The following is a 1,047-nucleotide window of genomic DNA, read 5'->3' on the forward strand; positions in this document are numbered from 1 at the left end:
AGTTTGACCGTGGCATCGTGCCTCATAACCGTTTGGTCCACAACGGCACTGAGTTTGTACCAGCACCAGTTACAGGTTCAGTCACCGCGACATTGGAAAGCTGTGATGTGTCTGGTGGCAACTTCAACTGTGGCGACATGTCAGGCAAAATCTGTCTTACTGAGCGTATTGGTAATCAATCTTCAGGTACATACCCAGAGGTGGATGCAGTCCGAGCATGTTACAACGCGGGCGCAAGCGCGGCGATTGTATACAGCAACGCGGCATTAGCTGGGTTACAAAACCCATTCTTAGTTGACCAAAACAACGCTTATCGCATGGTGTCGGTGACAGTTGATCGTGCATTTGGTCAAGAGCTATTGGGTTACGTAGGCCAAGAGATCACGGTTGCAACTACATCAGGTGAAGACTACGAGTACTACAACGGCACTTCGATGGCGACTCCGCACGTAACGGGCGTAGCTGGCTTGGTGTGGAGTTACCACCCAACGTGTACCGCAGCGCAAGTACGTAACTCGTTGATCAAAACCGCGACAGACATTGATGTTGCAGGTCGAGATAACCGCACAGGTCACGGCCTAGTGAATGCGGAAGCGGCGAAGTTGTTCTTGGATGCGGGCTGTAATGGTCCTGACGGTGGCGGTAGCTCTGCAGATTCTAGCTACTCAAACACTAACCCTGTTGCGATTCCTGACAACAAAACCTCTGGTGCCATCAGCGCACTGAATGTCGATCGCACTGGCGACTCAGGTACTGTAAGCATTGACGTAGATATTAGCCATACTTACATCGGTGACCTACGAGTGACTCTGACTTCACCGACAGGTGGACAAGTCGTGCTTCACGACAATACTGGCGGCGGCGCTAATGATATTAAAACCACTTTCCAAGTTGATTTCTCTGGTTTTGAATCACAAGGTTCTTGGGAACTTAAAGCCGTCGACAGTGCCAGAAGAGACACAGGTACAATCAACAGTTGGTCTCTGACATTTCAATAAGGAGTGACTATGAAGAAGCTGACCTTACTTTCCGTAACGGCGGGGAGTT

At 50.0% G+C, this 1,047-nt stretch carries 1 protein-coding gene; it reads left to right on the top strand.

All coding sequences use genetic code 11. From position 1 onward, the window contains the following. Nucleotides 1–998: proprotein convertase P-domain-containing protein (locus tag R7O13_RS24555; protein ID WP_318304896.1), on the top strand; the 998-nt coding region annotated here is incomplete at its 5' end. Nucleotides 999–1,047: the final 49 nt, after the last annotated feature.

Source organism: Vibrio sp. Y176 (assembly GCF_033438945.1).